22 protein-coding genes and 2 rRNA genes (1 of these 24 only partly in view) are annotated in these 26,235 nt (G+C 43.2%); 21 read left to right on the forward strand and 3 right to left on the reverse strand.

Annotation, left to right across the window (positions count from 1 at the left end):
* Positions 1-2,058, forward strand: a 23S ribosomal RNA gene (locus tag U5J89_RS04650); it begins 860 nt to the left of the window's first position.
* Between the two features lie 137 nt (positions 2,059-2,195).
* Positions 2,196-2,308 (forward strand): 5S ribosomal RNA (gene rrf, locus U5J89_RS04655).
* 69 nt (positions 2,309-2,377) lie between these two features.
* Here rrf and tgt read toward each other — a convergent pair.
* Entirely contained in the window at positions 2,378-3,505 is a 1,128-nt protein-coding gene (gene tgt / locus U5J89_RS04660) for a tRNA guanosine(34) transglycosylase Tgt (protein WP_322574442.1), read from the reverse strand.
* A gap of 161 nt (positions 3,506-3,666) precedes the next feature.
* On the opposite strand from tgt, the gene U5J89_RS04665 reads away from it, so the two are divergent.
* From U5J89_RS04665 to U5J89_RS04705, 9 genes are all read left to right on the forward strand, one after another.
* Positions 3,667-4,395: a polyprenol monophosphomannose synthase gene (locus tag U5J89_RS04665; protein WP_322574443.1), complete on the forward strand. Its 729-nt coding sequence runs from the start codon at positions 3,667-3,669 to the stop codon at positions 4,393-4,395.
* A gap of 75 nt (positions 4,396-4,470) precedes the next feature.
* On the forward strand, positions 4,471-5,436 hold the full coding sequence (locus tag U5J89_RS04670; protein ID WP_322574444.1) for an acetyl-CoA carboxylase carboxyltransferase subunit alpha: 966 nt from the start codon (positions 4,471-4,473) through the stop codon (positions 5,434-5,436).
* Positions 5,437-5,447: 11 nt separating this feature from the next.
* Positions 5,448-5,882 carry a thioesterase family protein gene (locus U5J89_RS04675; RefSeq protein ID WP_322574445.1) on the forward strand — a complete coding sequence of 145 codons (435 nt, stop codon included), beginning with the start codon at positions 5,448-5,450 and terminating at the stop codon, positions 5,880-5,882.
* A 7-nt stretch (positions 5,883-5,889) separates the two neighbouring features.
* Positions 5,890-6,342, forward strand: coding sequence for a DUF2085 domain-containing protein (locus tag U5J89_RS04680; protein ID WP_322574446.1), 453 nt, complete (start codon positions 5,890-5,892; stop codon positions 6,340-6,342).
* 17 nt (positions 6,343-6,359) lie between these two features.
* Positions 6,360-6,932 carry a DUF4199 domain-containing protein gene (locus tag U5J89_RS04685; protein WP_322574447.1) on the forward strand — a complete coding sequence of 191 codons (573 nt, stop codon included), beginning with the start codon at positions 6,360-6,362 and terminating at the stop codon, positions 6,930-6,932.
* A 22-nt stretch (positions 6,933-6,954) separates the two neighbouring features.
* Complete coding sequence (locus U5J89_RS04690; RefSeq protein ID WP_322574448.1) at positions 6,955-7,824, forward strand: CPBP family intramembrane glutamic endopeptidase; 870 nt, start codon at positions 6,955-6,957, stop codon at positions 7,822-7,824.
* A gap of 75 nt (positions 7,825-7,899) precedes the next feature.
* Complete coding sequence (locus U5J89_RS04695) at positions 7,900-8,169, forward strand: hypothetical protein (protein WP_322574449.1); 270 nt, start codon at positions 7,900-7,902, stop codon at positions 8,167-8,169.
* Positions 8,170-8,176: 7 nt separating this feature from the next.
* The gene (locus tag U5J89_RS04700) at positions 8,177-8,998 is read left to right on the forward strand and encodes a phosphatidate cytidylyltransferase (protein WP_322574450.1); all 822 of its coding nucleotides are present in this window, start codon (positions 8,177-8,179) and stop codon (positions 8,996-8,998) included.
* Positions 8,985-10,013, forward strand: a complete 1,029-nt coding sequence (locus U5J89_RS04705) for a dipeptide epimerase (protein WP_322574451.1) — start codon at positions 8,985-8,987, stop codon at positions 10,011-10,013. The genes U5J89_RS04700 and U5J89_RS04705 overlap by 14 nt, the downstream gene beginning before the upstream one ends.
* Here U5J89_RS04705 and U5J89_RS04710 read toward each other — a convergent pair.
* On the reverse strand, positions 10,010-10,471 hold the full coding sequence (locus tag U5J89_RS04710; protein WP_322574452.1) for a MauE/DoxX family redox-associated membrane protein: 462 nt from the start codon (positions 10,469-10,471) through the stop codon (positions 10,010-10,012). The two genes, U5J89_RS04705 and U5J89_RS04710, sit on opposite strands and share 4 nt — an antisense overlap.
* Before the next feature lie 78 nt (positions 10,472-10,549).
* On the opposite strand from U5J89_RS04710, the gene U5J89_RS04715 reads away from it, so the two are divergent.
* Positions 10,550-10,852: an NAD-dependent epimerase/dehydratase family protein gene (locus tag U5J89_RS04715; protein ID WP_322574453.1), complete on the forward strand. Its 303-nt coding sequence runs from the start codon at positions 10,550-10,552 to the stop codon at positions 10,850-10,852.
* Positions 10,839-11,447 carry a TIGR01777 family oxidoreductase gene (locus U5J89_RS04720; protein WP_322574454.1) on the forward strand — a complete coding sequence of 203 codons (609 nt, stop codon included), beginning with the start codon at positions 10,839-10,841 and terminating at the stop codon, positions 11,445-11,447. Before U5J89_RS04715 ends, U5J89_RS04720 begins: the two co-directional genes overlap by 14 nt.
* A gap of 9 nt (positions 11,448-11,456) precedes the next feature.
* On the opposite strand, the gene U5J89_RS04725 is transcribed toward U5J89_RS04720, so the two are convergent.
* Entirely contained in the window at positions 11,457-14,132 is a 2,676-nt protein-coding gene (locus tag U5J89_RS04725; protein ID WP_322574455.1) for a hypothetical protein, read from the reverse strand.
* Between the two features lie 112 nt (positions 14,133-14,244).
* Between U5J89_RS04725 and U5J89_RS04730 the strand changes: the two genes are divergently transcribed.
* The 8 genes from U5J89_RS04730 (at position 14,245) to dnaK (ending at position 26,047) form a co-directional block, all read left to right on the forward strand.
* Complete coding sequence (locus U5J89_RS04730; protein ID WP_322574456.1) at positions 14,245-16,374, forward strand: BatA domain-containing protein; 2,130 nt, start codon at positions 14,245-14,247, stop codon at positions 16,372-16,374.
* 4 nt (positions 16,375-16,378) lie between these two features.
* Positions 16,379-16,966: a hypothetical protein gene (locus U5J89_RS04735; RefSeq protein WP_322574457.1), complete on the forward strand. Its 588-nt coding sequence runs from the start codon at positions 16,379-16,381 to the stop codon at positions 16,964-16,966.
* Positions 16,967-16,999: 33 nt separating this feature from the next.
* Positions 17,000-18,289: a GTPase HflX gene (gene hflX / locus U5J89_RS04740; protein WP_322574458.1), complete on the forward strand. Its 1,290-nt coding sequence runs from the start codon at positions 17,000-17,002 to the stop codon at positions 18,287-18,289.
* Positions 18,290-18,313: 24 nt separating this feature from the next.
* Complete coding sequence (locus U5J89_RS04745) at positions 18,314-18,982, forward strand: CBS domain-containing protein (protein ID WP_322574459.1); 669 nt, start codon at positions 18,314-18,316, stop codon at positions 18,980-18,982.
* 99 nt (positions 18,983-19,081) lie between these two features.
* Entirely contained in the window at positions 19,082-22,072 is a 2,991-nt protein-coding gene (locus U5J89_RS04750; protein ID WP_322574460.1) for a tetratricopeptide repeat protein, read from the forward strand.
* Between the two features lie 3 nt (positions 22,073-22,075).
* Positions 22,076-23,362 (forward strand): 3-phosphoshikimate 1-carboxyvinyltransferase, encoded by a 1,287-nt coding sequence (gene aroA, locus U5J89_RS04755; RefSeq protein ID WP_322574461.1) that lies wholly within the window; start codon positions 22,076-22,078, stop codon positions 23,360-23,362.
* A 138-nt stretch (positions 23,363-23,500) separates the two neighbouring features.
* Positions 23,501-23,926 carry an Hsp20/alpha crystallin family protein gene (locus U5J89_RS04760; RefSeq protein ID WP_322574462.1) on the forward strand — a complete coding sequence of 142 codons (426 nt, stop codon included), beginning with the start codon at positions 23,501-23,503 and terminating at the stop codon, positions 23,924-23,926.
* A gap of 147 nt (positions 23,927-24,073) precedes the next feature.
* Complete coding sequence (dnaK, locus tag U5J89_RS04765; protein WP_322574463.1) at positions 24,074-26,047, forward strand: molecular chaperone DnaK; 1,974 nt, start codon at positions 24,074-24,076, stop codon at positions 26,045-26,047.
* Positions 26,048-26,235: the final 188 nt, after the last annotated feature.

Raw genomic sequence — 26,235 nt, forward strand, 5'->3', positions numbered from 1 at the left:
TATAGCATCTGGCGCCAAGCGGCCCGGAGGTAGAGCACTGATTAGACTAGGGGGCTTCACCGCCTACCAAATCTAGACAAACTCCGAATGCCGGCCCGTGTTGCCAGGTAGTCAGCGTGGGGGCGATAACGTCCTCCCGCAAGAGGGAAACAACCCAGACCACCAGCTAAGGCCCCTAAATCCAAACTAAGTTGAACAAAGAAAGTTGGGTTGCCCAGACAACTAGGAGGTTGGCTTAGAAGCAGCCATTCCTTGAAAGAGTGCGTAATAGCTCACTAGTCGAGCGGCCCGGCGTCGATAATTCGCGGGCATAAGTTTGGTGCCGAAGCTGTGGATTGTACCGATTCGTCGGTACAGTGGTAGAGGAGCATTCCAGCGCCATCGAAGTTGGTCTGTAAGGACCAGTGGAGGCTCTGGAAGCGAAACTGTAGGCATGAGTAACGATAAGAGGGGTGCGAACCCCCTCCACCGAAAATCTAAGGGTTCCTGATCAACGCAAATCGGATCAGGGTTAGTCGAGACCTAAGGCGTAGCCGACAGGCGAAGCCGATGGAAAACCGGTTAAATATTCCGGTACCGCTATCCAGCTATAGATGAAGGCGTCACGCAGAAGTGACACTACCGCCTGCTGATGGAATAGCAGGTTAAAGGCAGTAGGCCGGTGGGTAGGCAAATCCGCCCACCACCAAGGCCGAACGCCGACAGTACGGGGAGCCTACGGGCAAACCGATAGCGTAGGTAATCTTGCTGCCAAGAAACCCGTCGTCATCTGCTGGCATAGCGCTCGTACCAAAACCGACACAGGTAGATGAGGAGAGGATCCTCAGGTGCTCGAGCGAATCGTGGCTAAGGAACTCGGCAAATTAGATCCGTAACTTCGGGAGAAGGATCCCCCCGGCCGGCTTCGGCCCGTCGGGGGCGCAGTGACCAGGTCCAATCGACTGTTTACCAAAAACACATGCCTCTGCTAAGTCGTAAGACGATGTATAGGGGCTGACACCTGCCCGGTGCTGGAAGGTTAAGGAAGGCTGTTAATCGCTTCGGCGATGAAGCGGCCAACTGAAGCCCCAGTAAACGGCGGCCGTAACTATAACGGTCCTAAGGTAGCGAAATTCCTTGTCGGGTAAGTTCCGACCTGCACGAATGGTGCAACGAATTGGACACTGTCTCAGCCACGAGCTCGGTGAAATTGTGGTATCGGTGATGACGCCGATTACCCGCAGCGGGACGGAAAGACCCCGTGAACCTTTACTACAACTTTACATTGGCTTTAGCTGCCCGATGTGCAGGATAGGTGGGAGACCCGGAAGCGCCAGCGCCAGCTGGCGTGGAGTCGTCCGTGAAATACCACCCTTTGGGCCGCTGAATTCTAATCCCGAGGATTCGGGAGACAGTGTATGGTGGGTAGTTTGACTGGGGCGGTCGCCTCCTAAACAGTAACGGAGGCTCCCAAAGGTACCCTCAGCACGGTCGGCAATCGTGCGCAGAGTGTAAAAGCATAAGGGTGCTTGACTGCAAGACATACAGGTCGAGCAGCTGCGAAAGCAGGGTTTAGTGATCCGGCGGTTTTCCGAATGGAAGGGCCGTCGCTCAAAGGATAAAAGGTACTCCGGGGATAACAGGCTTATCTCCCCCAAGAGTTCACATCGACGGGGAGGTTTGGCACCTCGATGTCGGCTCATCGCATCCTGGGGCTGGAGAAGGTCCCAAGGGTATGGCTGTTCGCCATTTAAAGCGGTACGCGAGCTGGGTTCAGAACGTCGTGAGACAGTTCGGTCCCTATCTGCTGTGGGCGTTGGAATGTTGCGGAGAGCTGCTCCTAGTACGAGAGGACCGGAGTGGACGCACCGCTGGTGGACCTGTTGTCCGGCCACGGGCATCGCAGGGTAGCTATGTGCGGAAGTGATAAGCCGCTGAAAGCATCTAAGCGCGAAGCACGCTCCAAGATAAACATTCCCTTTACAGCCTTCTGGAAGACGACCAGATCGATAGGCGGCAGGTGTAAGCGCGGTAACGCGTGCAGCCGAGCCGTACTAATAAGGCTACCGGCTTCCGCTTATATGGCTTGCACGACCCGTTGGGTCGGGCAGCCAAGCCGAAGCAACGAGCAAGCAGCAACCTCCGATCCACCCCTTACCCCAGCTATCACTACGTCGAAGACCACCCTTTGACATACTGTTTTTACACATTTTTGAGCAGGCGGGCCAAGCGCCGGGGCTCCACCCGTTCCCATCCCGAACACGGCCGTGACACCCGGCAGCGCCGATGGTACTTCCCGACCGGGAGGAAGCGTAGGTCCCCGCCCGCTCTCTTTTTTTATTTTTTAGCCCTTTTACGCTATGCGTGAAGGGCTTTTTTTATTGTAAAATATTCAAGATTAAATCTTTGTAGCTAAGATTTCTGCCTTTTCTTTATACCAGTTATGGAATGTATCATTGGCAATTCGCTCTTTTACTTCATTCATCAGCCATAAATAAAATGTGAGATTATGGAGGGAGGCTAATTGTAATCCGAGTAATTCATCATTACGAAACAGATGATGGATGTACGACATTTTATATTTTTGGCACAAATCGGTAGGAAATTCCGGATCTAATGGTTTCTGATGATTTTTCCATTTGGCATTTCGAATATTTATGTATCCATTGCGGGTAAATATTTGACCATTACGGGCATTTCTTGTTGGCAATACGCAATCGAACATATCAATGCCTCGAGCAATGGCATGCAAAAGATTTTCGGGCTTTCCTACGCCCATCAGGTAACGGGGTTTATTTTCAGGAAGGTAGTCAGTATTGAGGTCAGTCATTTCATACATTAATTCGGTAGGTTCACCTACACTGAGCCCGCCGATGGCAATACCTTCGAAATCAAGATCGGTTATGAATTTAGAAGATTCTATGCGTAGATCTTCATAGGTGCCACCCTGAACGATCCCAAACTGTGCTTGTTGGTGGCCATATTTTGGGTTCGTCTCCAAAAATGCTTCTCTTCCTCTTTTTTCCCAGCGATGGGTAAGTTCCATAGATTCCTTGGCATATTCATAGCTGCTAGGATAGGGTGGGCACTCGTCTAAAACCATCATGATATCAGAACCAAGGGTGCGTTGAATTCCTACAATATTTTCGGGAGTGAACATATGTTTTGATCCATCCAGGTGGCTTTTAAACTTTGCTCCTTCTTCAGTTAGTTCTCGATTATCGGACAGAGAAAAAATTTGATATCCTCCGGAGTCTGTCAAAATGGGACGATCCCAATTGATAAAAGAATGAAGTCCACCCGCGTTTTCAATAATATCACATCCGGGACGGAGATAAAGGTGATAGGTGTTGCCTAATATTATTTGAGCTTTTACTTTATCGATCAGCTCGTCCTGCTTTACGGCTTTTACTGTGCCTAACGTACCCACCGGCATAAAGATTGGGGTATCAATTTTCCCATGAGCAGTAGTAAGTGTACCGAGACGTGCTTTTGTAGATGAGGCAGTCTTCTCTAAATTAAACAATGGTAATAAATATTAATAAGTTAGCAATTCTTTTATATTCTTAAGCGCTGAAGATAGGAAAATTATTTATGCAACATTAATAAGCTATTTCGTATCCTTAGTACATTTTAGGAGAATAGAGAAGTATCCGTTAAGCAGAAATAATCATTTTAACAAGATTTATGTCTAAAGAGACATTAGTAATAATTCCTACATATAACGAAGCTAATAATATTTCGGAGCTTATCGATCAGGTATTAAATCAAGATGAGGATATTGATTTATTAATTGTTGATGATGGTTCACCCGACGGAACAGCTGATTTAGTCAATGAAGCTCAAAATAAATTTGGGAATCGACTGCATTTAATTGAGCGATCCGGCAAACTGGGATTGGGAACAGCTTATGTAGAAGGATTTAAATACGCACTCGATCGAGATTATTTGTATATCTGTGAGATGGATGCCGATTTTTCTCACAATCCGGAAGATCTTCCAAAATTAATAGCAGAAGTAAAAGCGGGAGAGGCAGATGTGGCCATTGGATCGCGATATGCTAAAGGAATAAGTATTATTAATTGGCCATTGAGTCGGCTTATTTTGTCTTACAGTGCTAATCTTTATGCCCGATTTATTACGGGATTGCCAATTTTTGATACGACAGCTGGATTTAAATGTATCCATCGAAAAGTGCTTGAGGATATTTCAGTGGAAAAAATTCGGTCGAACGGTTACGCCTTTCAAATAGAACTTCATTTTAGGGCATGGCAAGCAGGATTTTCACTTAAGGAAGTAGCTATTATATTTCGTGAACGCGAAGAAGGAGTTTCTAAGATGTCGAAATCTATTGTTTGGGAGGCTATTTGGCGGGTATGGACATTAAAAATTCAAAGTATATTTGGGACACTTTAGACAGTAAGATATCTTCTTAATATCTTCGGATTAGTTCTTATATTTGAAGTCATTTTTAAGTGATAAAATTCGTTTATGCAGTATTTAGATTTTGAGCAACCTATTGCCGATCTGGAAAAAAAGATCAAAGAGCTGAGTGAATTGTCTGTTGCGGATGATGATGTTCTTTCGCCAGAGATAAAACGGCTTGAAAAACGTGTCGATGAACTTCGAGAATCGATATTTACAAATTTAACACGCTGGCAGCGTGTGCAGTTGGCACGTCATCCCGATCGTCCCTATACGTTGGATTATATTTATAAAATCACCGAAAACTTTGTTGAAATACATGGCGACCGCTACCACAGTGATGACAAAGCCATTGTAGGTGGTTTTGCGACTATTGATGGTCAGTCTGTCGTTATTATGGGACATCAAAAAGGCCGTGATACGAAAAGTAGAAAGTATCGCAATTTTGGGATGGCGAATCCCGAGGGATATCGTAAGGCTCATCGCTTGATGAAGCTGGGTGAAAAATTTGATATTCCGGTTATTACATTGCTTGATACGCCCGGTGCTTATCCCGGACTGGAGGCCGAAGAGCGTGGACAGGCTGAAGCTATTGCAAAGAATCTAAAGATGATGGCTACACTGAAGGTACCCATTATCACGATTGTGATTGGAGAAGGAGCCAGTGGCGGTGCCATAGGTATAGGTATGGGCAATGAAGTTTATATGATGGAGAATACTTGGTATTCGGTGATTTCTCCGGAATCATGTTCCTCTATTTTGTGGAAGACATGGGATTATAAAGAGCAGGCAGCAGCGGTATTAAAACTTACGGCCGAAGATCTCGAAGAGATGGATATTATTGATGGTATTATCAAGGAGCCGCTTGGCGGGGCTCACCGGAATTATGATCAGGCCGCTAAGGCGGTAAAAGAACAAATACTGGAATCGTTAAAACGGTTAAAGAAAAAATCATCCGAGAAATTAGTTGAATCCCGTATTGACAAATATGCCAACATGGGTGAATTCAAAAAAGTATCTAACAAGAAGTAGACCGGATTTCATTGTTTCCAGATAAAGATCCTATTTTTAGTTACAACCATCAGTTGCGCAGTCGATATGGTGAAACTGATAAAATGGGATATGTCTATTACGGCCGATACCTGGAATATTTTGAGGAAGCGCGTACCGAGATGATACGGTCGCTGGGACTACCTTATGCTAAATTAGAGCAAAATGGCATCATGCTACCTGTAATCCATACACAGGTGGATTATAAATCACCGGTTTTTTATGATGAGCTGATGGATGTAGAGGTATTGCTGTTTGATATTCCCACGGTGCGACTCGAAACGTATTATTATGTTAAAACTGAGCGAAGGGAAGCCCCACACATCCAAGGGAAAGTTGAACTCTGTTTTATGAAAGAGGATACTCGTAAACCGTGCCGGGCTCCTTCTGATTTTATAAATGGATTAAAAAAAGTAGTTAACGGTTAATGCTGTCATGCAAATACGCCAGCCAATATTATATGGATCAATATTATTTTTGGCTTTTGTAGTAGTATTTGTTGCTCTTGGAGGTGGATTGTTTAACCAGTCTACTCCATGGCCAGGGCAATGGCAACATCAGAGTTTTTATAGTTTATGCCATCAAATTGCCGATCGCTCGTTTTGGATTAACGGGCAACCCATGGCTGTTTGCAGCAGATGTATAGGGATTTATTCCGGATTTGCTTTAGGATGGGGGCTATTGCCAATTGTAACATTATTAAACATAAAGAGGGTAACATATATAAAGAAAATCGTAGTATTTATGCTATTATTTAATCTTCTTGACGCTGCCGGAAATTTCTTTGGACTCTGGCAGAATACGTTAGTTTCACGTACACTGTTGGGTGGGATGCTGGGAAGTTCAGCAGCATTAATTTTTATCGGAGATTTTTTTCATCATAACTAAAACGAAACGGGATCATTATGGATGAAGTAGCAGAACAACAAGCAGAGCAAAATAATCAACCACCGTATTGGACATCGGTAGGGATAGCAGGATTAATATTTGGGGTTATCGTTTTTGCACTGTCTTTAGTAACGAGCTATGCAGTTATTAATTCGGAACCTACGGGATCGTTATTTTCACCGGTGCAGCTGTTGGGAGTATTCGTTTGTTTGGTTGGTGCCTTTGGTGGTATGCTGGCTATATGGCACTATGCTAATGAATATGAGATAAGTATAAAACTGGGAAAAGGAGCACTTATCGGGTTGTTTACCGGTATTTGTATTGCATTGGTAACTGTTGTGTTTAATCAGATCTGGCTGCTTATTGATCCCGATATGACGCAAAAACTAATTGACAGTACGATTGCTAATTTTGAGGCCTCAGAATTGCCCGATGCTCAGAAGCAGCAGATGATTGATTCAACGGTGCAAAGTATGCGCAGCCAAAATAGTATAGGCACACAGCTTTTATATAATCTCCCCATGTATGGCATCCTAAATGTTTTAACCGGCATGATAGGAGCCAAGCTTTTTGGAAAGCAGGAAGGATAATTGTAGATACCAAAATAAGTTAGTGAATAACGAATCTTCTGGGACAGATACATTTAATTCAAATTATCATTCTTGGGCTGAACGCAACGGCTTTTCCGATTGGGCGCTGGCCCTGCTTTGGATTATAGCGGCGTTCATCCTTTTTCAGGTTACAGCCTCGGTTGTGGCTATTGTATTGATGTTAATGGAGGGCGGTATAAGTGCAGACGCCAACGAGATGATGTCGCAACTTACCGAAAACCTGGATCTGCTTTTTATAGGTAATTCGGCAGGACAGATATTATTTCTGGGATTGGCGACTTGGTTTTTTGCACGCTTGCACAGCTCTAAAGAGGGACGAAAAAAGTTTCTCCGGTTTTCTATTCGGCCCGATACTCTTCAATTATCGGTTATAACTGTTGTGCTAATTGTTGCGATACAACCCACTATTTGGTTTCTATCGTGGCTTAATGCTCTTGTCCCCGTACCCGAAATGTTTAGCAACATGCAAAATACTCAAATGCAGATGATCGAAAACTATCTGCGCGGTGATCACTTGTTGCTACTTACCTTATTTCATGTAGCACTGGTACCGGCCATTTGTGAGGAAACCCTTTATCGCGGATACGTAATGAGTGCTTTTCAAAAAAGCTGGGGTATCTGGCCGGCTATTATCGTATCGGGATTACTTTTCGGTTTATATCATATTCAGCTTAGTAATTTAATACCACTTGCAACGCTGGGCATGTTATTCGCATACATCACATGGGTATCAGAAAGTATTATACCGGCCATTGTCGCGCATTTGATTAATAATGGTGGTAGCGTGCTTGGTGGGGACGTATTATCCCGAATCAGCTTTTGCAGAAATTACCCCCGAATCAATGCCACCATTGTGGGCCGTAATTATTAGTCTGTTAATTACTGCTTATATTGTATATTGGATGTATGGTCAAAATAAGAAATTAATAGCCTAAGGAGGTTTATTATGTTCGAAGGTTCTGAACCAAACGACATTGAAAACTGGACGTGCGTAATGGAGGGTGGTACCGAGTACGAAGTTGAAAGCGCTAAAAATTACCTTGCCAGCCTTGAAATCCCCTCTAATATTTTGTCTAAACGTGATTCCTCATTCAGTGTAAATTATGGTGAGATGGGAATGGTTTACCTGTATGTGCCAGATGAATACGAAGAGGAAGCGCGAAATGCGTTGACTGAATTTGAGGTGCCGGAAGAAGGAAACAACGAAGAAGAATAATTGATCTGTGACTGAGCTTACGAAACGTATTCTATTTGCTGTCCCGGCTGCGGCTTTCTTTATATTTATCACATGGCTCGGCGACTTTTATTTTGTTGGATTAATTATTCTGGTTGCCCTTTTTATTCAGCGAGAGTTATCTATGCTGGCTGCAGGAGCTGGATTTGAGCCTGATAATCTCTTTCCATATACCATTGGCATGTGGATATTATTGAGTCCTTACCTGCCCCACGCACTTACCATAGGAATGGTTATATTTTTACTGTTTATAGCCATTCAAATTTTCAAGTCAAGTGACTACGCCTTAAAGCAGATAATTGGCACGTTCTTTTGTGGTATTTATGCTCCACTGGGATTATTGGCAATTATTTTGATTAGAAGTACGGGAGCTGCCGAAATTGGATTTGCGTTGACGATGGGGTTGCTGTTGATGGTCTGGGGGAATGATATATTTGCCTATTTTGGAGGTAAATATCTCGGAAAAAATAAATTGGCACCTGCAATCAGCCCTAATAAAACGTGGGAGGGATTTTTCTTTGGAATTCTTGGAGCTCTGGTTGGATTGACTATTGCTTTCTATGCTGTGCCTGTTGACCTTTCGGTATCACTATTTGTGTTAGCTCCTGTTTCATTGCTGATCAGCATTTTTGGTCCCATCGGTGACTTAACAGCCAGCAGAATAAAGCGGGCAGCCAATGCTAAAGATGCTTCTGATATTTTGCCCGGACACGGTGGATTTTTTGACCGCTTTGATGCTCTGATTTTAGCAAGTCCCGCATTTTATATTTACATATACGCGCTAAAAATTTCAGGATATGCCTCATTTTAAACTTGAATTTGAGAAATTAGAACTTTTACCCTCCCATCCATTTACAATAGCACGAGGAACCAAAAAAACAGTTTCTAATGTGTTAGTTACCTTATCGGCAGACGGGGTAACTGGTTTTGGAGAAGCGGGCCCGAATAGTCGATACGATGAAAATGCTGATGTAGTTTGTGAAGCTATAGAACAACTTCCTGAAATTTTTTTTGATGATATTGAGTCTGCCGATGAATTGTCTGAAGGATTAGAACAAACATCAATAAAATCAGTACAGTCAGCTAAATCTGCGCTCGAAATGGCTTGGCTGGATTGGTGGGGCAAAAACCAGGGGCAACCCTTATGGAAATTGTGGGATGCGCCTTCACAAACAACACCTCCGACCTCTTTTACTATTGGCCTTGATGACATAGATGTAATGCAGCAAAAGGTAGAAGGAGCAAAAGATTATCCCATATTAAAAGTAAAGCTCGGCACTGATCAGGATGAAGAAATTATTAAAGGTATTCGAGAGGTATCACATCAGATTATTCGGGTAGATGCCAATGAAGGATGGGAGGATTTGGCTACAGCTAAAGAAGCTATTCGGTTTTTAGCGGATAAAAATGTGGAATTTATTGAACAGCCCATGCCTGCATCATGTAAAAAGGAGTTGGCTCAGTTAAAAGAGTGGTCTCCGTTGCCTATTATTGCTGATGAAAGCTTTGTGGGCAGAGAGTATATGGATGAAATTGCTGATCAATTTGACGGCATTAATATTAAGCTTCAGAAAGTGGGCAGTTTGGTTGAAGCTTCTACGCTAATTGAGAAAGCCCGTGAGCGAAATCTTGAGGTGATGATTGGCTGCATGATCGAAAGTTCACTGGGTATATCTGCAGGAGCATTATTGGGCACATGGGCCGATTATGTAGATCTTGATGGTCATTTGCTGATCAGTAATGATCCCTTTTCGGGATTGACACTCACAGATGAAAAACGAATAAGAATGTCAGATTCTGCAGGATTAGGGGTCTCTCGAAATTAAAGAGTATCGTCTATTTGTTTAGATTTTGTTTTTGCGATTAGTACAAATGCAATAATAGTAAGCAGGATAAGCACCGCATTTCGGATTAGGGTAAATTCCAGCCCGGATGCAAAACCAAACGCACCAAAGCAACCGCAATTTTCTACCGACATCCCCTGAAAGTAAAAGTATGAAAGCACCGAAGAGAAACCAATGAGCATAGCCAAGGTTCCTGCTAAAGCCCATTTTAAAAGTTTGTTCCATATCAATAGGACAGCCAGTACGAGTTCTATGATGGATGTTGTAATTACAATAAAATTGGCATATTCAATAAGCCAGTAGTATTCAGTAGCCAACAACTCAACGAGGTATCGAGCGTCGGAACCGCTAATGAGTTTTCCTATTCCCGAAACCAAGAATAGAATGCCTAAGACGAAACGAATGACCGTTAATGCTTTATTAAGATATGATGGATTCATTACAGAACTGATTCTTAATGGAATGCTACTGAGATTCTTAATGTAATAGCTTCATATGAATATAAAAGAAAAATATTTATGAATATTTTAATTACTGGTGGTACCGGATTTATAGGATCTAATTTGCGAACGTTGCTGCTTCAAGAGGGACACTTTTTAACCATTGTTAGTAGATCACCGGAAGAATATGAGGATGAAACGGCAAAAAATCAGCAATTTGTTTCTTGGGATGATAACCTTGTGCCTGAAATGGAGCAGGCAGATGCTGTTATCAATTTAGCAGGATCCTCGATTTTTGGAACGCGATGGACTGATGAAGTGAAAGAGAAGATCTATTCCAGTCGCATCGAGTGTACAGAACAACTCGTTGAATGCTATTAAAGATGCGGACAATCCGCCTGAGGTGATGATTTCTGCTTCTGGAGCTGATTATTACGAGCCGGCTGGTGATACGGTATTGGATGAGTCGGCACCAGCTGGAAATAGTTTCTTATCAAAGGTATGTGTGGATTGGGAAGAAGCTGCCCAGCCAGTGACTGAATACGGGGTTCGCCTGGTGAATCCGCGTATTGGGGTTGTCCTTGAAAAAGACGGGGGAGCCTTGGAACAGATGCTACTGCCCTTCAAGCTTTTTGTTGGTGGACCGATTGGCAGTGGCGAACAGTATTTCCCCTGGATTCATATGCTCGATTTATGTCGCGGATTAATATATCCGTTACAAAATAAAGAGTTGGAAGGGCCATATAATTTGAATGCTCCCAATCCGGTGACGATGAATGAATTTGCCAGCGAACTGGCTTCCCAATTACATCGGCCGTCGTTGTTTAGAGTGCCGGAATTTGTATTGGATATGGTATTGGGAGAAGCTGCGAATCCCGTAATAACGAGCAAACGTATGCAGCCTAAAAAGCTGCAGCAACACGGATTTGAGTTCAAATTTGGTTACCTGCGACAGGCCTTGGGGGATATCCTGTAATTGTGGCTATTACTCTTGGGATTCTTCGCTATCCTCTTCAGCCTTATCTTCATTCGTACCAAAGATCGTCCAAGTGCGCAGACCTTCCCGCGTTTGGGCAATAAGTTCATTGTATCCATCGGCATCGATATCGGTAACAATAGGATATTGCATGCCGCTGGTTGGGACCGCATAAATACGTTCGCCATCTACTATCTCCCAAGCATATAGGCGGCCGAAGTTTGCCAATGCGACAATGTCTTTATGCCCATTCTTGTCAATATCTGAGACAAAAGGTGAAAACATCGGTGCAGCAGGTTGACCCATACTCTGTGTAAATCGTAATTGTCCTTCCTGATTAATCAAAAATACCGAACCATTTGAGCTCATTGTCAAAATCATCGGTTCCTGATGGGTTTGGTCTCCATCCTGAACTGTCAAATCGTGTACAGAAGGAGTTCCCACCAATGCGCTATTTGAAGCGTAAACAGCTTCGATATCAGAAGATTCGGTACTTGTCTCAAAGACGTTAAGTGAATCAGAAAATAGCTGGTTGGGTCCTATGGAATATAAATAACCGTCGGCTGCGTTTCCCAAAATATTACCTTCGTACAATACAGGAGAACCATTTAATGAGGCATTGATAAATTTCGGAAAACCGTTTCTTTCATTGCCATTTGCACGCCAACCATGCAGGGTGTTTTCAGCAAATGCGAAAATAGTTGTTGCCCCTTGATAATTTGTAACTGTTGGAATTGTTCTAATTTCAGCATTTGTAGTAACAGGCCAGCCGTTAATATTCTCACCGCGACCATTCATTAGGTGGAGTTTTCTATCCGCTGTAGCGATCATGGCATTTGGTAACCCGTCTCGGTCGATATCTTCTACAACTAATGGTGAAGTAATTTTTTCGTTGAGTTCAAAAGGAAACTTGGGAAGTAATTCCCCGTTGTCATTCCACCCATAGACTTTATTGCCGGCCGCAAGAAGAATTACATTTTGATTGGTTCCATACCAGTCGTAAACAACGGGAGGTCCAATCGGAGTATCAGATCCGGTATTAGCTCGCATAACAACTGTTCCATCAGCTGCCAGAGCATATAGATCGCCGGATTTTGTAGCAAAAATAACCTCATTTCTGTCACTGCCTCCAATATTAGCTAAAATTGGTTTGCCCGTTAAATCGGAACCCGTAGGGAATAGCCATTTTTCTTGATAAGGTGCTGAACGGTCTTCTGTTTGATACGCTTTTAAACTGAAAGAAAAATTATTTTCACTGTTTGCAGTCGTCGATGCTGTAATAATATCAAACTTCGAAGTGAGTGCATTAAGATAATTATTGGGGGACAGGAAAGGTTCTACAAATGAATAAAAATCACTGTTACCAATAAAAAATCCACTAATTTCTTCGGGGAGATCCTCTTTTATATCCCGAAATGTTTGCTCATAATACATGGTACGACGTCGGCTGCGGTCAGAGGAAACACCCTCGACAAGTCCTTTACGTTTTGAGATTGCTACTACATCTCCGATGATATCCAGATAAAAGTTCTGGAACGTGCAAAATGAACTCCCTATTAGCTGGGCAATTGCATTGCTGTGAATGACATATGTACCATCGCTGCGTTGAATGTGATCGTTGCGAGTCAATGAATTCAATGCTCGTCGCAAAGCTGGAACATCCGAAACCTTTCGCAAAAAGAGGTGTTCTCCGGTAGAAAGGAATCCGGACTGTGCATACATTACCAGTGAAAACTCCGGATCAAGCGTTTTTGCAATATCTGAGTATGCAATTTGGTCATCTATAAGAACCGAATCGAGACGTGTAGTGTCGGGCAGAGAAGTTGGGGGAACTCTTCGTGGCTCAAGACGAAATAACCCTGCCGCCGCTGCATTAGACGAAATATATTGATCTAAAACAATAGGTGCATTAGTAGATGAAACAGAAGCTACCAGATCGGATGGGATTTTTTCATTAAGCGGAACCGTGCCGGCAAGTTCAAGCATGCTTCCTTGTCCTTCGCCTTTTTGCGTAACGGATAATAATGTTGGTTCCGTACCTTCAAGTGCATTCTTAATAATCGGACGATACGTAACCATCGACAACTGTTCCGCCCATTTATCAAGAGAGGGTGTGTTCATGATGATGTTCCCCGCCTGGGGCGTAATATCGGACAGATTTGCCCGGGGATGAGTACCCGTGTATGCTCGGATAGTTTCTTCAAGGGCCAGGCTGGATTCGGATATAAATAGATCATCATGAAGTTGAGTTGCAAAAAGTCTCCGATCACCAAGATGTAAAATATGTATTTTGATGTCGTTAAAAGAGTACTGGTTTTGCGCAAAATCGAGATAAAAGTTGTTTTGCATCCGTTCAATAAATCCGCGGGACGCCTGGGCCATCCAAACAATGGCAAGCTGATTATCAGCGTCTGGATAAAGTGTGATAGCATTTAATGGAATTGGAGACTGGGCTGTAGAGTCGATTCGTGATAATAATTGAACGGCTGAAGAAGTGATGTCATCTAATAAAGGAGTGTGAGATGCATCAAGCACCGTATTGAGCGAAGCTGCTTCATCGGGAATAATTACAAAAGGTGCTTCTTCTGGTACGGCATCCGACCAACTGCGATCGGGAATATCTGAGCATGACGCTAATAGTAAAACAGTACATAAAAAAATACCTGCAGCTTTAAACGTATTCATGAATGGGGATAAATTTTTCTCAGTAATAATTGTTAAAATATCGCTGTTTATTTAATAGCTTATGAGTGGGCAATTTTATTTGAAGCCTTCAAAAGTAACAATTTTGATATAAATGAACTTTCTTAATCCTTTATTTTTGTTGGGGCTTTTGGCCGTAGCGTTACCTGTTATCATTCATTTGATTAATCTGCAACGGCCACAAAAGGTTGCCTTTTCAACCCTGTCTTTTTTTAATGAGCTTCGTAAAAGTACAATACGTCGCATACGAATCAAACAATATTTGTTGCTGGCGTTGCGAACATTGGCAGTATTATTTTTAGCTCTTGCGCTGGCCCGTCCTTTTTTACCTCCAACTATAACGGGCTCAGCAAGTTCCGGTGAATCCCGATCTGTGGCTATTTTGATCGATAACAGTGCCAGTATGAGCCGGGTTGGAACGGATGGCCCACTAATCGAGCAGGCCAAGGATGTTGTTGACCGGATAATAACAAACGGGAATTCCGATGATAAATTTCTTATAAAAACGACTAATGCTACTGATGCTACAACTAACGGGTTTGTCAATAGTAACAGGGCGATCAGCCAGTTGGATAATATAACATCCGTTAATCGTGGACATTATACTGCAGATCAGTTTAAAGAGGTGTATCAGCAACTTAAAGAAGCACCGAGTGGCCGATCTGTGTTGTATATTGTTTCTGATGGGCAGGTTAGTCAGCTATCGACTTTAGAAGAGATTGAACTTGACGATGAGTCGGAAGCAAAGTCGGTTTCTGTACAGCTCATTCAGCTGGAAGAGGCCAAACAACAAAATGTGGCTGTTAAATCAATTTCACTCGAGAGCCAGCTTCTGAGTCCGGGTTCTCCGATAACGCTTTCGGTAGAAGTAGAAAATACGGGTGATGCAGCTGTTGCCAATCAGTTTGTATCGTTGCAGGTAAAAGGGGAGATGACGGGCCAGTATGAAACTGCGTTAGAGCCGGGTGAAACCAAAGACTTTTTATTTGAACTCATTCCGGAAGAGGTGGGGTATCTGTCGGGTCAAATTCTGTTGGAGGGAGACGAAGTAGATTTTGATAATACAAGACATTTTGTAGTACATATTCCCCGGCAGCGGTCAATTTTATTGGTTAACAATAGCCAAGAGTCCCCTTCTTTCACATCTTATATTGCTCCGGCATTAGAAGCAGCCCGGAAAACCAATGCACGTATCCTATTTGAAGAAAAACAGGTGAATGACATTGAACAGGGGACCTGGACAGACTACGATGGATTGATATTAAATGGACTAACCAGTATTCCTGCATATTGGCATCAGGGACTGAGCCAGTATGTGCAAGATGGAGGGGGCATCCTGTTTTTACCCTCTGAACAGGGTGAAATCGAAAACTATAATCAATTTTTCTCTCTTTTTAATGCCGGCCAATTTGATAATGTGATGGGAGAGTACGGCTCTTTTGAAACTATTACTAAAATGGGAGGACTTGAAGAGGGACATCCAATTTTAGACGGAATCTTCAATAAAGAAAAAGATGAGGAAATTCGGGTCGACTTACCCTCGCTGTTCTACTACTACCATTATGAGCCTGCTTCAAATTCCAATAGTTTAACCTTGCTGGAAGCTGCAAATAATGATGTTTTGCTTGCCGAACATAGGTTTGGGGAAGGAATGCTGCTCATTTCTACATTGGGAGCTGATCCGGGCTGGTCAAATTTTCCTGTAAATCCCCTTTTTGCTCCCATGTATTATCGAACTATATTATATGCATCTTCCCCCGAAAGAGGCGGTCTTCAGCAGCATCAGCTTGGTAAAACCTTTGAATGGGAAGAAGCCATTTCAGAAACAGATATTACACTTTCGATAAATGGAACGGATTACAAGCCGGAGGTTCAGCGACAGTCCAATGGGATGAAAATAGTGTATGAGGGAAGAGAGTGGGAGCCCGGCATATTAGAAATATCTGCTGGCGATCAGGTAATTCAGGTGGCTGTAAATCAAAATATAATGGAATCGCACTTTGATACGTTAGAAGAAGAGGAATGGCGGCATATGCTGGATGATGAGGTTTATACTCCTGATATTATTGCTGCAGATGACCTCTCAAATGATAAATTGGATGAACAATTGCGTTCTTCTGTGTTCGGAAAAGAAATTTGGAATTGGTTTATTTGGATAGCATTGCTTTTTTTAGTTACAGAAACACTGGTTACGCGATTATACAAGGCCGAATCAACATCTTGATGATATGATAAGTACGAATGCTGATATTATTCTCTGGTTTGTGCTGGGCATTTTTACGTTGGGTGCGGCTGTACTGGCTACTTTCTCTGTAATAAATGTTATTCGGTTGCGTAATGTACGATTGAGCTGGAAAACCGGGAAATTGGGAGGATATCCGTTGTTCTCGACGTTGTTTATGCTTACCGTTTTTATAGCAGGCGGTGTTGCTATATACCGTGGTGCAACAAGTGAAATAGCACTTGCCGGCATGTATAGCTGGCTCGGGTTTTGCTGGTTTACCGCCAGTCATTTGGCAACAAAGCGATTTATTACTGACAACGGAATCGTAAAAAACGTGAATGAACCGTCACAAACCGTAGCTTGGCACCAGATTCGTGATTTTGTGGAAACAGAACATGAAACATATACGCATTATATTTTTATCTACAGTGTTGATAAAAGTAACAATACCGATAAATTTATTCGTTTGGAACTGGATGTGCCTCATCACAGGAAAGCCTCTTTTAAAAAAATAATTTCACACAAACTCGGACGACGTATTCGTTGTTATGTTAAGGATGATATAAACATCCAGCAGTTTAAACAGCTGTAGCAATCTTAATTAAAACTTTTAGACCTTACTCATTTGTTTGAAGAGATTCGAAATTCTGACATTGTTCAAGAACGGGCCGTTCTCGTAGGTGTTTATGGCCCCGAGACTCCGCGCATACAAGCCGAGGAATATTTGGATGAGCTTGAGCTGCTCACCTATACTGCTGGTGGTAAGACGATAGACAAAGTCTTGCAAAATCGAATGCACCCCGATCCCTCTTCGTATGTAGGGTCTGGTAAGCTTCGTCAGCTGAAATCGATGAAAGGAGAAAGAAATGTCGATACCTTTATTTTTGATGATGACCTTTCACCGACCCAGATCCGAAATATTGAAAAGGAGACAAAGGCCAAAGTATTGGATCGCAGTGGATTGATCCTGGATATTTTTGCATCACGAGCTAAAACGGCTGCTGCCAAAACGCAGGTAGAGCTGGCACAGCTACAATATTTGTTGCCGCGACTAACGCGATTTTGGACACACTTGTCACGTCAGCAGGGTGGTATCGGTACTCGTGGACCCGGTGAGTCTCAGATCGAGATGGACCGTCGCATGATTGACAAGCGTATTGCTACGCTCAAAGAAAAGCTAGATAAAATTGATCAGCAGCGGCAGACCCAGCGCAAGGGACGATCCGAAAAAGTGCGAATTTCGCTCGTTGGTTATACCAATGCCGGCAAGTCTACCTTGATGAATGCGTTGACAGATACGGAAGTGTTGGCTGAAAATCGCCTTTTCGCAACGCTTGACTCCACTGTGCGACAGTATGAAATTGGTAACCACGAAGCGCTTTTGTCAGATACTGTAGGATTTATCCGAAAATTGCCGCACGATCTAATTGCCAGTTTTAAGTCTACACTCGATGAAGTGCGTGAATGTGATATTTTATTACATGTAGTAGATGCTTCATCACGAGTAGTCCAGGATTATATCGATGTGGTAGATGATACTCTTGAGGATATGGAGGTAACTGATAAAAAGAATCTACTCGTGTTTAATAAGATGGATGCTATCGATTCGCATCGCATAAATGAGCTGAAACGGGCCTACCCGGATGCTGTATTTATTTCTGCCGAACGGAGTATTGGTCTTGATAAGCTGGAAAATAGAATTAAGGAACTTATTGAGGAAGATTTCGTTACAAAAACGATGACCATTCCCGCAGCGAAGTATGAAGGGGTCGCATTTTTACATCGCGAAGCAAATATTTTAGAAAAAAAATACGAAGGTTCAGATATAAAGCTTACGTTTAGTATAGATAAAGCAGATTTAATGCGGCTTAACGCAATACTCGACAATATTGATACGGCTGAATCAGTTATGTAACAAATTGTATTATATTATCTACCAATGCTTGTAAATAAATCTATAACAAAGTCAGAATTTGAACCTCTCCGAGGTACCGATACCGTTGAAGCGGTAAGGGAACGTATAAAAGAGGAGAAGGTAAATGCTTTGCCGGTAGTGGATCCTACTACCCAAAAGCTTATTGGTCAGATTGATCGTGATCAACTTTCCCGAGCCGAGGATAACCAGCGGATTTCAGATCTGCAGATGGATAAAGTTGTCAAAATTTTTGAAGGCCAGCACATTTTTGAAGGCGTTCGATTGATGTTGCAATATGAGTTAAACTTGCTTCCGCTGGCAAATAAAGAAGGTACCTATTTGGGAGTTATTACCAAGCAGCAAATACTGGAGGCCATCTCCAAGATGTTGAATCTCGAGCAAAAGGGCTCTGTACTGACAATAGAAATTGAGCCAATAGATTTTACACTCTCCGAGATTGTGCAAGTTATTGAGGCCGAGGGTGCAAAAATACTGGGTTTGGCAGTAGAGAATCCAGATAATAATCACGAGACATTTGAAATATCCGTAAAGCTTAATTTGGAAGATATTTCTCGTGTAACGGCCGCTCTTAAACGATACGGGTATTCTGTCCTTGTTGAATCGGAGAACACCGTCCTCGAAAATGATCTTGAATATCGAGCTGATGAATTGATAAAATACATGGATATGTAAAGTCTATGTATAAATGGAATTCCTTTCTGTTATTTGCGGAACAAAAACTCAATTCTTGGTATATTCAGTAATAACTGAAACCTGAATTTTATTTGATCAATGGTAACCGTGCGCCGAATTATTACATTACTATTCATCGGTATACTCACTGTATTTACACACCTTCAAGCACAAGGTATTCAGGAGGCGACTTCTCAAGATTTCGATAATGCTGTCACCCTTTTTAATAAAGGACTTTTCGAAGAATCTATTGATGAATTCAGGCATTTTATTCAGAATCATAAAAATCATCAGCTTGTTACTTCCGCAAACTATTATTTGGCAAGAGCTAAGGCTAAAACGGATTCTGTAAATAAATCAGCTCATTTTGAAGAATATATTGATGAGTTTCCGTTTTCCAGCTATTCCTCGAAATTGCTTTTTGATCTGGGTCATCAGGCTGATAGCGCAGGTCATTACAAACAGGCTGAAACCTACTACAACCGTGCCCTAAAATTGGGTTTGGATAAAAAGAAGTCTGCCAAGGCCTATTACTGGATGGGCGAATCGGCTGCAGCCGACAGTAATTTTGTACAGGCGCGACAGTATTTTATGACGTTGGCTGATAAATATCCCAAAAGCGAGTGGGCAGCCAAGGCACTATATGCTCGGGGAAGGTTATATCTGAGTGAAAATAAGTACGATTCTTCAAGCGTTGCCTTTGAAATCTTAAAAGACCGCTATCCCAATAACGAAATGACCCGTCGCGTGGGCACGGCATTAGGAGAATCCTATTATCAGCAGGGACGCTATGAAGAGGCTATAGAAGCTCTTAAAAATGCGATGCCTCATCTTGATGATGAACTGCGTTCTAAAGCGGTTTATTTGATTGCGGAAAGCAGTAATTATCTGGGTAATTATGATGAAGCCTCAAGATATTACAAGCAATATATAAATCTCAACGAGGGGACCGATGAAGTAAGAGTAGCTCATTATGGGTTGGGATGGCTCTATCATAAACAGGAGATTTACCATTGGGCTGCTGATGAGTTTGGAAAAGCCGCCGAGGGTAATGATGAAACAGCCCGAAAGGCTCTATACTATAAGGCAGTGAATGAAAAACTCGGTTCGCGATATGCTAATGCATTAAAAACCTTCCGCACATTTGGAGAACGCTTTCAAAAAGGACTCTGGGTAGAGCGAGCCTATTATGAATGGGCCATTACGGCTTATGAAGTTGGGCGATATACTGAGGCTATTGAGGCATTACTGCCGTTGGTACGGAGTGATCGTGAGCTCGACTGGAAAGGGAAAGTCTATACTCTACTTGGCGAAGCTTATTTTGCTAATAAAGAATATACGCGTGCCTTACAGGCTTTTGAGGCGGCAGAGAAAGTTACAGATGTTGATTCTGCCATAAAGCGTCAGGCCAAGTTTCAAAAAGCATGGGTTCAGTATAGTAATCATGCATATGAACAAGCTCAGCCAATTTTTAGATCTGTATATACTGAAGCGCCCGATACCAAATTGGGACAGGAAGCCCTTTTCTGGAGCGCCGATGCGCTTTATCACTTAAAACAATATGGACAGGCTGCCAAACAGTTTGGTGAATTTATAAATCGCTACCCCGATCATGAGATGATTGGTCCGGCTAATTATGCACTGGGCTGGAGCTATTTCAAAAACGGTGATTACAAGCAGGCTATTGATCCATTTAAAACCTTTTATGAGGATTATGAAGCTCCGGATGTGGCGTTATATCCCTATGATACTGACACGCAACTGCGAATTGGAGATGCCTATTATGCGATTAGTGACTACGAAAATGCTATCTCCTATTATCAGGAAGCGATAGGAGCCGAACCGGGCGGCGATTATGCGATGTATCAGATGGCGAACAGCTATTACCGGGATGAACAGACCTATGAGGCGGTGAAAACCTTCCGGCGATTTTTGAGAATTTATCCTTACAGCCAGTTTGTAGAGCAGGCACAGTATAATATCGCCTATATCTATTTAAATACCGGAAATTATACCCAGGCGGTTGAAGAATTCCAGCAGGTGATTAATAAGTATCCTAATACAGAATGGGCAGCACGTGCTCAGTACAATATCGGTGATGCCTATTATAATGCCGGTGATTACGAAAAAGCTATTGCCTCTTATAAAGGCGTGATGGAAGAATATCCACAGAGCGAGTATATCATTGAAGCGGTGAATGGTATTCAATATTCGCAGATGTCGATAGGGCAGCCCGATTCAAGTTCAGCTATTTTGGAAGATTTTATTGCAGATCATCCTCAGACTTCGATGGCCGACAGGCTTCGGTTTCGTCAGGCTGATAACCGCATGCAGTCGGGAAATTACCAGGCAGCTATTGATGAATTTCAGCAATATATCAGAATCACTAATAACCAAGAACTACTGCCGGATGCCCATTTTAACCTGGCCAATGCTTACGAGCAAACCGATCAAATTGCCAAGGCGATGGATGAATATGAGATGATTGTTAACGAGTTCCCTAATTCAGAGCGAGTTGGCCCTTCGCTGGCATCATTGGGACGTATTGCCTATTCACGGGTTGATTATCAACAGTCATTCGAATATTTCAGCCGTCTTGCTGAACAGGAGCAGAAATACCGACAGGAAGCATACATCGGTATGGGGAATGCTCAACTGGCGATGAATAATCTTGACGAGGCTGAGAAATATTATCAGTCGGCACTGGATAGTAATGCTGATTATGAGCCAGCAGAGGTTGGTTTAGCAAAAATTGCTATTGAAAAGGAAAATTACCAACGAGCACAGGAGTTATTGTCACCCATTGCCGAATCGAACACGACTGAAGTGGGAGCCGAGGCTCAATACTATTTGGGAGAAATTTATCAACAGCAGGGTAATTATCAGCAAGCGGTCAAGGCCTATGCCAACGTAAATATTTTATATGAGGCATTTAGTGATTGGGTTGCCCGAGCTTTGCTAAGGCAAGCTGAAAGTTATATTCAGATGGGGCAAACCGGTGAAGCACGATCTACGCTCAATACACTTATTGAAGATTATGCCGGTACACCACAGGCAAAAGATGCACAGAAATTATTGGATTCACAGTAGGCTATGAATAAAGAAGTTAGTCCCACTCGCGCCCTAAATGGAACAATAAAACTACCGCCAGATAAATCAATTTCGCACAGATCGGTGATGTTTGCTTCGCTGCACGAAGGCAGATCTGTCATACGCAACTTTTCTTCTGCCGCCGATCCTCACAGTACTATCGAGTGTATGCGTGGGCTGGGAGTAACGGTGAGTAAGAATGAGAGTACTGTGGCAGTCGAAGGTGTGGGTAGAGATAGGTTGCAGTCACCAGAAGGAGATTTAGACTGCGGAAACTCTGGCACGACTATGCGCTTGCTGAGCGGTATCATTGCGGGTTCGGGTGTTTCGGCGCGTCTTATCGGGGATGAATCCCTGTCAGCCCGTACGATGAAACGCATTATTGATCCGCTTACCGAAATGGGAGCGGAAATCACTGCTCGGGAGGATGATTTTGCTCCGTTGGAAATCAGTCGTCCTGGATCATTAAAACCACTGCACTTTCCATTGCCGATTCCCAGTGCCCAGCTAAAATCTTGTGTGTTGCTGGCCGGTTTGTTCGGAGATAAGCAGACCGAAGTAATAGAAACGCTTCCCAGCCGTGATCACACCGAGCGATTGTTGAATCTTACCATTAAGAAAATAGGGGACGAGAAGCATATCTATTCATCACGGACAGATAAAGTTCCTGAGCAGTCGTATCGTATTCCCAATGATTTTTCGGCTGCGGCCTTTTGGTTGGTAGCAGGAGCTATTCATCCCAATGCAGAAATTAGTTTGCCCAACGTAGGGATGAATCCTACTCGTTTTGCGGCTTTGGATATTCTAAAACAAATGGGAGCTAATATTACGGTGAGTGATGAGCACAATGAAGGGGCTGAACCGGTAGCTGATTTGAGCGTGGTAAGTTCAAAATTGCACCCGATTGAGATCACTGAGGAGTTCGTGCCCAACTGTATTGATGAAATTCCAATTCTTATGATTGCCATGCTTTTTGCCGACGGTGTATCTCGCATATCCGGTGCCGAAGAGCTGCGTCATAAAGAAACAGATCGGTTAGCAGCGATGGCTAAGATGCTTGAAAAAGCTGGTGCGGATTTTACTGAATACGAAGATGGATTTGAAATAAGAGGTAATCCCGACTTCGTGCCGGAATCGACATCCTTTAACAGTTATCACGATCATCGTATTGCTATGTCGGCCGCTGTATTGAGTATGATGGGAGATCATCCATCCCAAATACAGCACGCCGAATGTACTGCCATTTCTTACCCTTCGTTCTGGAATGATCTGTCACTCCTGACGAATTGATTGCCCAATCCGCAAATCTGACAATTCACTCTTGCTGATGACGTAATAATGCCAATACGTCATAAAAGTATCCCACCTTTACAGCTTGGCATTGTGATTGCTCATATAAAAGTGAATTCGAAACAAATGGGTAAATCCATGAATGATTTTGCAGTTGATATCGAACGACAGTTGAACAAGCTGGGAAAGGATATACAAAATTTTGTAGAGCGTATTGTACCCCTTGAAGATAGAGGGCATGATTTTGCACCGGCTTGCGATATTGTAGAGAGTGATGAAACGTATGTGATCAAACTGGATTTGCCCGGGTTGTCAAAGAAAGAAATTAATATTGCTCTTAAAGAGCATGTTTTAACGGTGAAAGGCGAACGGGCCGAAGAGTTAAATAATTCTGAGGTCTATCGTCGTCAGGAGCGTTCAGCGGGTGTGTTTTCGCGGTCGTTTGCGCTGCCTGAAAATGTGAATACTGCTGAAATTGATGCGGTATTCCGCAATGGGGTATTAACTATTACAATGCCCAAATCGGATGTTCTCAATGATGCAGAATCGATTCCGATTAAATAAATGATATAGAAAGAGTGTCATCCCGAACTTGTTTCGGGATCTTCCAAAAATTGAACTGGAGATGCTGAAACAAGTTCAGCATGACACAGAATAAAAAGAGTTTAAACAAAGAATTAAACAAACAACAAAAAATCATAAACTACTATTATGGGAAAAATTATAGGAATTGACTTAGGTACAACCAACTCCTGCGTTGCCGTAATGGAGGGTAATGAGCCTACTGTTATTCAAAACTCAGAAGGCGGCCGAACAACCCCATCGGTTGTGGCTTTCTCCAAAGACGGTGAGCGTTTAGTTGGTGCACCTGCGAAACGACAGGCGATCACAAATCCGGAAAAAACGATCTCTTCAATTAAGCGCTTTATGGGCCGCTTCTACGACGAAGTGGAAGAAGAATCCAAGCAAGCCTCTTATAAGATTGTAAAAGGCGATAACAATACGGCTCGCGTTCAGGTTGAGGATCGTACATACACTCCTCAGGAAATTTCAGCTATGGTGCTTCAAAAAATGAAGCAGACCGCTGAAGAGTACCTCGGAGATGATGTAACAGATGCGGTTATTACGGTACCTGCATATTTTAACGATGCACAGCGTAAAGCTACGCAGGAAGCCGGAGAAATTGCCGGTCTTAATGTGAAACGAATTATCAACGAGCCCACCGCTGCTTCACTGGCCTATGGTCTGGATAAGAAAGATCAGGATATGACCATTGCCGTTTACGACCTCGGTGGCGGTACATTTGATATTTCTATTCTTGAGCTCGGTGACGGCGTATTTGAAGTGAAATCTACCTTCGGAGATACTCATCTTGGCGGTGATGATTTCGACTCTCGTCTGATTGATCATTTGGCTAAAGAATTTAAGAAAGATGAGGGTATTGACCTTCGCAATGATCCGATGGCAATGCAGCGACTCAAAGATGCTGCTGAGAAAGCCAAAATAGAGCTTTCAAGCTCACAAAAAACGAATGTGAATCTACCGTTTATAACGGCTACGGATTCCGGACCCAAGCACTTGAATATTGATATTAGTCGGTCCCAGTTCGAGAAAATGATCGATGATCTGGTTCAGAAGACGCTTAATCCGTGCAAAAAAGTGTTGGATGATGCTGACCTATCACAAAGTGATATCGACCAGGTTATTTTGGTCGGTGGATCTACTCGGATTCCAAAAATTCAAGAAATTGTCAAAGATTTCTTCGGCAAAGATCCAAGCAAGGGCGTAAACCCCGATGAAGTTGTAGCGGTAGGTGCTGCAATTCAAGGAGGCGTAATGTCCGGAGATGTTGACGATGTTGTTCTGTTGGATGTTACTCCGCTCTCGCTCGGTATCGAGACGCTCGGTGGTGTTACTACAGAGCTGATAGAGGCAAATACGACCATCCCGACCAGCAAAACAGAAACATTTTCTACTGCAGCTGACAATCAGACCAGCGTAGAAATCCACGTAGTGCAAGGTGAGCGTGCCAAGGCTCAGGACAACAGAACGCTTGGACGCTTCCACTTGGATGGTATTCCACCGGCACCCCGAGGCGTACCTCAAATTGAGGTTACCTTCGACATCGATGCCGACGGCGTACTTAATGTAAGTGCCAAAGATAAAGGTACCGGCAACGAACAAAGCATTCGTATCGAGGCCTCTTCCGGTCTTTCTGAAGAAGAGATCGAGAAAATGAAAGATGAAGCCGAAAAGCACGAAGAGGAAGACGAGCGAATTCGCAAGCGTGCCGAGAAGTTGAACAAGGCCGACAGTCTTGTATTCTCAACACGTAAGCAGCTTGATGAGCATGAAGATAAAATCTCTGATGAAAACAAAGAGAAAATCGAAGCTGCACTTGATAAAGTGAAAGAGCTCCACGATCAAGAAAAAGTGGATGAGCTCGATGATGCCATGGAAGAGTTGAATAACGCATGGTCAGAAGCTTCGCAAGAAATCTATCAGGGTGCTGCGCAAGGTCAACCCGGAGCCGGTGCAGCCGGACCGGGAGGCGCTGCAGGAGCAGCTGCCGGAGCTGGAGCTCCCAATGGAGCCGCAGGCGCTGAAGCTGATCAAGACAGCGAAGATGATGAAGACGCTGTTGATGCTGACTTTGAAGTCGTCGATGACGAGGACAAAGAATAACAGCAATTAGATAAAGTACAGTTAAAAAGCCCTTCGCCAGCCGGCGAAGGGCTTTTTTATTTGAGCAAAGTTTGGTTGAAAGAAATCTCAGCTATTGATGTAAAATAGGTGTTTAAGCAATTTCGGTAGAGGGCCTGAGTTGGTTACAGTAGAAGGAACCTTTATATTTGGTTATTTCATTGGAATAG

The sequence above is a fragment of the Fodinibius sp. genome (genome assembly GCF_034521915.1).
Taxonomy (GTDB): Bacteria; Bacteroidota; Rhodothermia; order Balneolales; family Balneolaceae; genus Fodinibius.